Genomic DNA, 8,275 nt, shown 5'->3' with positions numbered 1-8,275 from the left:
CAGTGCGCAAGGCTTTAACTGAAGCTCTGAAATATTTACCTGCAGAACTGCGTAAAACGTTGACCTATGACCGTGGACGCGAGATGTCAGAACATAAAATACTCGAAGAAGATTTAGGCATAGATGTATATTTCTGTGACCCACATTCACCTTGGCAAAAAGGCACATGCGAAAATATGAATGGTTTAATTAGGCAATATTTACCTAAAGGGATTGATTTAAATCAGGCAGATCAGCATTATTTAAATCAAGTTGCCATGTCACTGAATACTCGTCCTAGAAAGGCGTTAGATTGGCTTACACCATTAGAGAAATTTGCTCAGCTTGTTGATTATCATATGGCTTTTGAAACTGTCGCACCTCATGTTTGAATTCGCCCCCTTTTATTCTTTAACACATATAGTTTTATTTGTATTTTAAAAATATAGATTATCGTTTCAATCGTAGGGGTAGTTTAATTTGCTTAAATTACTCTGTGTAAATTTTATTTACATATACAATGCTCCTTGAACTAGATGCTCTTCCTTTAAATCATCTGTACATGATGTCAATTTATTTGATTCAATCATGTATTTCTTTAAAAACTCAATTTGCTGAGTATCGAGTAAATACTTACAAATATAGCTATCATAAGAATATGAAAGCCAATCATTGACAAATATTAAATAATAATTTCCCTGATCAATATTGAATAACAATTCAGTATGCTGATACTGATCTTCCACTATGAAGAAACAAAAATTATCCCACTTCAAGAATTCAGTTCGATAAGGATGGCATTCAAAATATTTAGAAATTTTTTGCCCCTGTATGACTTGAATTTCTGGTAAATACTCAAGCACTCTTCTGATTGAAATTATAGTTGCACTAAAACTTCGTTCTGCCCCAAAACTATGACCCTCGTTAATCCACTCACCTTGAGATAATTCAGCCTCAATAACATAAGATTTTAAAACTTCAGTTGGTCGATCATATAAAGTATTCAGTTCTGAATGTGGAGGGAGCCAAAGCAAATAATATCGCCCATTTTTAGTATGTTGAGCTTCAGAGTCTTGTAAAGAAATTTGGTACCTTTCACCAACTCTAGGCAAAAGCTCATCTAACTTTATGATGGACTCCCAACTTAAATCCCAGTTTGTTCGAGACCAATTGGCAGAAGCAAGTAGTTCAATTTTATTTCTATTCATTTTGACCATTTATCAGCAATTGCTTATCCCAGAATTAACTTTAACTCAAATCTTTTACAAACCGCTAGCTAGCCAACAAAGGTCCTGTGGCATTAAGGATAAACTGACGAAAACATGTTATATCAATCATCTTATCCAAATAATTATTATTTAACATAATGGGCGTTATCTAAATAATATTTAAAAAGCCTTTTAAAATCACTCTGTACAACTTGAGTGAGACATAACTCGGTTTAATTTAAAATTTCTTTTCGAATTCAAAATTAGAATAAAAACTAATGTTTATCACAACAGATATTCTTGTAGTTCTTTTTCAATCGTCTCGCTAATCAAAGTTGAATAGTCACTATCCTTAGTATCTAAATGACGCATTAACCACACATCTTGTTTTAAAGTTTGCTCAGGTAGTATGGGCACTAAACCAGAAGCCTGCGCAATAAAACAAGGCAGGGCTGTAATTCCTTGTCCTTCAATGACTGCTCGTAGTTGCGAGTGCATGTTATCAAAAGACAAAGCAGGGACTGCATCTTGGGTGAGTTCACGCAACCATTGTGCCAAAAAGGTATATTGAAGGCTTCTGTCCCAACCAACTATACGATGATTCAATAAATCATCAGCCGTTTCAGCATGCTCTGTGAAACTGGCGAAATAATCCTTACTACCATAAAGCCCATACTCCAGTTGGCCAAGCCGCCGAATAATGTAACGCCCACTTTCTGGACGAACAAGTCGAAGAATAAGGTCAGCTTCCCGTCGGGAAAAATCAACTGGAACGACACTCGTTGAAATCTCTAATTGTAAATCTGGATGCTTCAGTTGCAATGCTGTTAGCTTTGATTGAAGCAACTGTTGCCCGATTAACTCAGGTAAAGCAATGCGGAACAATGATTGTTGCCCTTGATCATTGTAACGTTCCATCGCTATTAAATGTTCTTCTGCTTTTTCAGCCAAAGAAAAAAAATGTTTTCCAACGTGGGTGAGTGTATAGCCATCACTGTCTCTGGAAAAAAGAACCGCATTGAGGCTTTTCTCCAGTTCAACGGCTCTGCGATGTACGGTAGAAACACTAATACCAAGCAATTTTGCACTGCGGCTCAACCCGCCAGTTCGCCCAATAGCTAACAAAATTTTAGTATCGTCCCAGTTCATACCTTTCCATATTTAGAAAATGCGTTTGCAATAAAAACTATAGTATCGCCGATGTTTAGATTTATACAATTCAAACAAGTACTCAAAACTCATTATTTGAGACGACTAACCTTTTAGAGCTAAGGCATGTGTCGTTGCAATTAAATAAGATTTTCTGGTTATGGCAGGAGCTATTTCTGAGATCACAATATTAACAACAGAGGAGTTCTGCCATGACGACCATTTATGTAGTTGATGCATTTACCACCCAACCAAATACAGGAAATCGAGCAGGGGTTGTGCTAGATGCTGACCAACTTACAACGCAAGAAATGCAAGATATTGCTGCATTCGCAGAGTATTCAGAAACTGCCTTTGTTTTATCACCAAAAGATCCAAGCCATGACATACATGTTCGATATTTTACCCCTACAGATGAAGTCCCGATCTGTGGACATGCGACGATCGCTACTCATTTTTTACGTGCAACTACAGGCCATCAATCAGACTACCCATTAATCGCAAAAACGGGGGCAGGTCATTTACCCGTTTCAATATTCGGAAGTCCAGAACAGTTATTGGTGAAAATGACTCAAGGTCGTGTAGAGTTTTTATCACCTTTTAATGCGAATCAAAGGGCTGAACTCGCAAGCGCATTGGGTGTGAGTGTGAATGATTTTGCTGACTTACCAATACAAGTTGTCACGACGGGGCATTCCAAGGTGATGGTGCCAATGCTGAGCAGAAATAAGCTCGATGAATTAATTCCAAACAATGAAAAATTGAAAGCTATTAGTGCTGAAATAGGTTGCAATGGTTTTTTCCCCTTTGTCTTGGAAGGGAGTAGGCAAGAACCTATTACTTATGGTCGAATGTTTGCACCTGCAATCGGTATAAATGAAGATCCGGTAACTGGTAATGCAAATGGTCCAGCGGGAGCGTACCTTGTTCACCATGATTTAATCGAATGTGACCAGAAAGTAAGTTATTGGGGGTATCAAGGTCTCGCAATAAAAAAACCGGGGCGAGTTCTAGTGACAGTTGAGAAAATAGATTCAATATTACACGTTAGTATTGCAGGTCAAGCCGTTTTAGTTGGCTCAGTTTTGTACTCTGGAAAAGATTGATTATATTTAAGAAATTATGACATTTTGAGTAATAAAAAAACCGCTATAGATAGCGGTTTTTTATTTGGCAGATGCTTAATCTTACCAGCTTAACGCACCACCAGTTTGGTAGTCAGTTACGCGAGTTTCAAAGAAGTTCTTCTCTTTACGTAAGTCCATCATCTCAGACATCCACGCAAATGGATTCGTTACACCAGCAAATTGCTCTGGTAAACCTAACTGAGATAAACGACGGTTACAGATGAATTTCAAATATTCTTCCATCATGCTTGCATTCATACCCAATACACCGCGTGGCATCGTGTCACGTGCATATTCGATTTCAAGCATAGTACCTTCAAGAATCATTTGAATGACTTCTTGCTGGAACTCGGCAGTCCAAAGGTGAGGGTTCTCAATCTTGATTTGGTTAATCATGTCGATACCAAAGTTCAAGTGCATAGACTCATCACGCAAGATGTATTGGAACTGCTCAGCAACACCGTTCATCTTGTTACGACGGCCCATACTCAAAATTTGAGTAAAGCCACAGTAGAAGAAGATCCCTTCAAGTACACAGTAGAACGCGATCAAGTTACGAAGTAAACGTTGGTCATTTTCAGGCGTACCTGTGTGGAAAGTAGGGTCACTCAATGATTGAGTATATTTCAAGCCCCAAGCTGCTTTACGTGCAACTGATGGAATCTCGCGGTACATGTTGAAGACTTCGCCTTCATCCATACCTAAAGATTCGATACAGTATTGGTAAGCGTGAGTGTGAATTGCTTCTTCAAACGCTTGACGCAAAATATACTGACGGCATTCAGGGTTAGTAATGTGACGGTAAATCGCCAATACCAAGTTGTTCGCAACCAAAGAGTCTGCAGTCGAGAAGAAACCTAAAGAACGCATAACAATAGTACGCTCATCTTCGGTTAAGCCATTTTCAGACTTCCAAAGTGCGATGTCATGGTTCATGTTCACTTCTTGCGGCATCCAGTGGTTTGCACACCCGTCAAGATACTTCTGCCAAGCCCATTCGTATTTGAATGGCACAAGCTGGTTCAAGTCAGCGCGACAGTTAATCATGGCTTTGTCGTCAACTTGAACGCGTTGCGCGCCCATTTCTAACTCTTCAAGGCCAGGAGCAACATCCAAATGTTCTAAGGCTTCAGATGCTCGAGCCATTGAATCGGTTGGATTTGTTGATCGCACGGAATGGGTTCCAGCGGATTGTGGAGCTGCCACGCTCTGCGATGATGGCTGCGCAGCAGATACATTCTGCGAATCAGACGTTTTTTCCGGTTGGATGGGCGCAGACTTGTGTTCAGGTGCAGCCGGTTTTTGCGAATCATCTTCAAAATCGTCCCAACTAAGGATAGACATTGTTGTTCTCTCTTCGTTGTATATATCTATGTTCGACATCTCTAAACGAAGATGTCACTACTATACGCTTATAATGTGTAAACAAAATTAAGTTTTATCGATGTATGACCAAATTTTGGGCCTTTGGTCCATCATCCCTACAACTTATTTTGCTTACGCTGTTGTTTACGGATTTTAAAAAAGGCGTAAACCATAGGCGTATAAAAGAAAATAAAGGCAAAGATTAAGATTCCAACACCAAGCATATAGTTATGGCTGAGATGAGAAAACATAATCTTTACCTCGTTTAAAGTTGCTCTTTTTGTTTAAAGAGCAACTTTATTGAATATTATTGGCAAGCTTCGCAATCTGGGTTGTCGATTGAACAAGCCATAGGAACCGGAGCTGCTTGAGTAAAGCCGTCTTCTTCAACTGCTTCAGGCTTTTTCGCTTCTACTACTGGCGCTGCTGCAGGTGCTGCCGCTTCTACAGTTGCAGGTTTAACCGCGTTTAACGCACCTGTGTTAATTGTAGATTTTTCAGCAGAAGTTGCACCTAAAGCTCGGAGGTAATAAGTCGTCTTAAGACCACGTAACCATGCCATCTTATAAGTAATGTCAAGTTTCTTACCGTTTGCACCAGAGATGTAAAGGTTAAGAGACTGTGCTTGATCAATCCATTTTTGACGGCGTGATGCAGCATCAACAATCCAACGTGGCTCAACTTCAAACGCAGTAGCAAAGATTGCTTTTAATTCTTCAGGAATACGAGCAATTTTTTGTACTGAACCTTCAAAGTGTTTAAGGTCGTTAACCATTACTGTGTCCCAAAGACCACGGTCTTTTAATGCACGAACAAGGTAAGGGTTAATAACAGTGAACTCACCAGACAAGTTAGATTTCACATATAAGTTTTGGAATGTTGGCTCAATAGACTGAGAAACACCACAAATGTTTGAAATGGTTGCAGTTGGAGCAATCGCCATTACGTTTGAGTTACGCATACCGTCTTTTTGAACTTTGGCACGTAAAGTGTCCCAGTCTAAACGTTGAGTACGGTCAACTTCGAACATACGTTCTGGACGAGATTTAGCAACAATTTCTAAAGAGTCGATTGGAAGGATACCTTGATCCCACAATGAACCTTTGAATGTTGAGTAAGCGCCACGTTCAACAGCCAAGTCACTTGAAGTTTGGATTGCATAGTAGCTAATCACTTCCATTGACTCGTCAGCAAAGTTCACAGCTTCATCAGAACCGTAAGCCATACCCATTTCGTAAAGCGCATCTTGGAAGCCCATGATACCCATACCAACAGGACGGTGTTTCAAGTTAGAGTTTTTCGCTTGTGGTACAGCGTAGTAGTTAATGTCGATAACGTTATCGAGCATACGAACTGCTGTTTTAACCGTACGCGCTAACTTTTCACGGTCTAATACGCCGCCTCTAACGTGTTGAACAAGGTTGATCGAACCTAAGTTACATACTGCAATTTCGTCTTGGTTTGTGTTTAACGTAATTTCAGTACATAGGTTAGATGAGTGAACTACGCCAACGTGTTGTTGTGGTGAACGTAAGTTACATACATCTTTAAACGTGATCCAAGGATGCCCAGTTTCGAACAACATAGAAAGCATTTTGCGCCATAAGTCTTTCGCACGTACTTTCTTGTGCAACATGTTCTGTTCTTTCGCAACAGACTCATAGTATGCATAGCGTTCAGCAAACTCAGCACCAGTTAAATCGTGGAGGTCTGGAGTTTCAGATGGAGTAAATAGTGTCCATTCGCCATCTTCAAACACACGTTGCATAAATAGGTCAGGAACCCAGTTTGCAGTGTTCATGTCATGAGTACGACGACGGTCATCACCTGTGTTTTTACGAAGTTCTAAGAATTCTTCGATGTCTAAGTGCCAAGTTTCTAAGTACGCACATACCGCACCTTTACGCTTACCACCTTGGTTTACCGCAACAGCAGTATCGTTCGCAACTTTAAGGAATGGAACAACACCCTGAGATTTACCGTTTGTACCTTTAATATAAGAGTTCAAGGCACGTACAGGTGTCCAGTCATTACCTAAACCACCCGCCCATTTAGAGAGCATCGCGTTGTCACGCATTGCACCATAAATGTCATAAAGGTCGTCACCAATCGTTGTTAAGTAACAACTTGAAAGCTGTGGACGTAATGTACCTGAGTTAAACAGGGTAGGCGTAGAAGCCATATAGTCGAAGCTAGACAACAAGTTATAGAACTCGATTGCACGCTCTTCTTTATCTTGCTCATTCAGTGCAAGACCCATTGACACACGCATGAAGAATAATTGTGGTAATTCGAAGCGAACGCCATTTGAATGGATGAAGTAACGGTCAAATAGAGTCTGTAAACCTAAGTAGGTAAACTGGTTAGAACGTTCTGGCTGAATTGCTGCTGCTAGTTTTTCTAAATCGAACTTAAGCAAGTCTGGTGAAAGCAAATCAAGCTCTACACCTTTTTTCAAGAATGCTTCAAGTGCATTATTTTCAGCTGTATCTGCCGGTAAACCTAAGAATGCTAAACCAGTGCTGACCAACTCATCACGGAGCAAACGCGCAGTTACGTATGTATAGTTAGGTTCTTGTTCGATACGTGTACGTGTTGCCATCATCATGGTTGTTGCAATATCGCTTTCTTTTACGCCGTTATATAAGTTTTTAACGGTTTCATCGATAATTGCTTCAACCTCAATACCTTCTAAGCCTTCAGCAGCTCTATTTACAGTTGCTTTCAGTGCACTTAAATCAAGTGGTTGAAGCTGACCGTTTGCATCAGTAACTTGCAAGGTAGGGTGGTGGTTTGAATTTGTTTGCTGACGAGCGCTAGCACGTTGTTCGCGGTAAATTACATAAGCGCGGGCAACTTTTTGTTCCCCAGTACGCATTAAAGCAAGTTCTACTTGATCTTGAATTTCTTCAATATGGATCGTACCGCCCGATGGTAAACGGCGTTTAAAAGTATTTAATACCATTTCCGTCAACTGGGTAATACGGTCATGAATACGGCTTTAATCCGAACTCTGTTGACCTTCCACAGCAAGAAAAGCTTTACCAATCGCAACAGAAATTTTCTCTGCATCAAATGCAGCAACATCTCCAGTACGCTTAATCACCTGAATTTGACCAGGAGTCGAAGTAATTACGCTCATGCCAGCATAGCTCCATTGTCACTTTTGTTATGTTCATAGACCGTTTGAACCGAGCAAAAAACATGCCACGATATTTGAGGGATAAACACAAGACTTAGTAGTTAAAGTTTATTTTCAACACAAGATACGGGATTTTTTAAGCTAGATCAATCTTGACTTTTTAGTAATTTTTTATCTGTATGATTTGTCGGGAGATAGCATACCAAAGCTATGAAAAAACACTTATAGATAACTTTGTGGATAACTCAAAAAACAAACACTTGAGTGAATTTAAATTCATCTAAGAAATAATTTGTTTAATATTC

At 39.8% G+C, this 8,275-nt stretch carries 6 protein-coding genes and 1 pseudogene; 2 read left to right on the top strand and 5 right to left on the bottom strand.

What is annotated here, in order from left to right:
* A partial coding sequence (locus tag J671_RS12550; protein WP_031969067.1) for an IS30 family transposase occupies positions 1-371 on the top strand: 371 nt, incomplete at its 5' end.
* 117 nt (positions 372-488) lie between these two features.
* Here J671_RS12550 and J671_RS12545 read toward each other — a convergent pair.
* Together J671_RS12545 and J671_RS12540 are read right to left on the bottom strand one after the other, a co-directional pair.
* The gene (locus tag J671_RS12545) at positions 489-1,187 is read right to left on the bottom strand and encodes a hypothetical protein (protein ID WP_228132354.1); all 699 of its coding nucleotides are present in this window, start codon (positions 1,185-1,187) and stop codon (positions 489-491) included.
* Between the two features lie 285 nt (positions 1,188-1,472).
* Positions 1,473-2,336 carry a LysR family transcriptional regulator gene (locus J671_RS12540; protein WP_031982402.1) on the bottom strand — a complete coding sequence of 288 codons (864 nt, stop codon included), beginning with the start codon at positions 2,334-2,336 and terminating at the stop codon, positions 1,473-1,475.
* 212 nt (positions 2,337-2,548) lie between these two features.
* Here J671_RS12540 and J671_RS12535 point away from each other — a divergent pair, with 212 nt between their 5' ends.
* Positions 2,549-3,442, top strand: a complete 894-nt coding sequence (locus J671_RS12535) for a PhzF family isomerase (RefSeq protein ID WP_031982400.1) — start codon at positions 2,549-2,551, stop codon at positions 3,440-3,442.
* 81 nt (positions 3,443-3,523) lie between these two features.
* On the opposite strand, the gene J671_RS12530 is transcribed toward J671_RS12535, so the two are convergent.
* The 3 genes and pseudogenes from J671_RS12530 to J671_RS12520 all read right to left on the bottom strand — a co-directional run bounded on the left by J671_RS12530 (position 3,524) and on the right by J671_RS12520 (position 7,970).
* Entirely contained in the window at positions 3,524-4,807 is a 1,284-nt protein-coding gene (locus J671_RS12530; protein ID WP_004710391.1) for a ribonucleotide-diphosphate reductase subunit beta, read from the bottom strand.
* Positions 4,808-4,944: 137 nt separating this feature from the next.
* A complete protein-coding gene (locus J671_RS25055; protein ID WP_002050433.1) occupies positions 4,945-5,079 on the bottom strand; it encodes a hypothetical protein in 135 nt (44 codons plus the stop codon).
* 56 nt (positions 5,080-5,135) lie between these two features.
* Positions 5,136-7,970 (bottom strand): annotated as a pseudogene (locus tag J671_RS12520) (ribonucleoside-diphosphate reductase subunit alpha).
* Positions 7,971-8,275 lie beyond the last annotated feature (305 nt).

This window comes from Acinetobacter sp. 1130196 (genome assembly GCF_000588095.1).
Classification (GTDB): Bacteria; Pseudomonadota; Gammaproteobacteria; order Pseudomonadales; family Moraxellaceae; genus Acinetobacter; species Acinetobacter nosocomialis.
The sequence above is the reverse complement of the archived record's forward strand: the minus strand, read 5'-3'. Positions and strand labels throughout refer to the sequence as shown.

Bases quoted from the DNA above. Each gene is read 5' to 3' on its own strand.
- J671_RS12545 (WP_228132354.1), bottom strand. From the start codon at position 1,187: ATGAATAGAAATAAAATTGAACTACTTGCTTCTGCCAATTGGTCTCGA.
- J671_RS12540 (WP_031982402.1), bottom strand. From the start codon at position 2,336: ATGAACTGGGACGATACTAAAATTTTGTTAGCTATTGGGCGAACTGGC.
- J671_RS12530 (WP_004710391.1), bottom strand. From the start codon at position 4,807: ATGTCTATCCTTAGTTGGGACGATTTTGAAGATGATTCGCAAAAACCG.
- J671_RS12535 (WP_031982400.1), top strand. From the start codon at position 2,549: ATGACGACCATTTATGTAGTTGATGCATTTACCACCCAACCAAATACA.
- J671_RS25055 (WP_002050433.1), bottom strand. From the start codon at position 5,079: ATGTTTTCTCATCTCAGCCATAACTATATGCTTGGTGTTGGAATCTTA.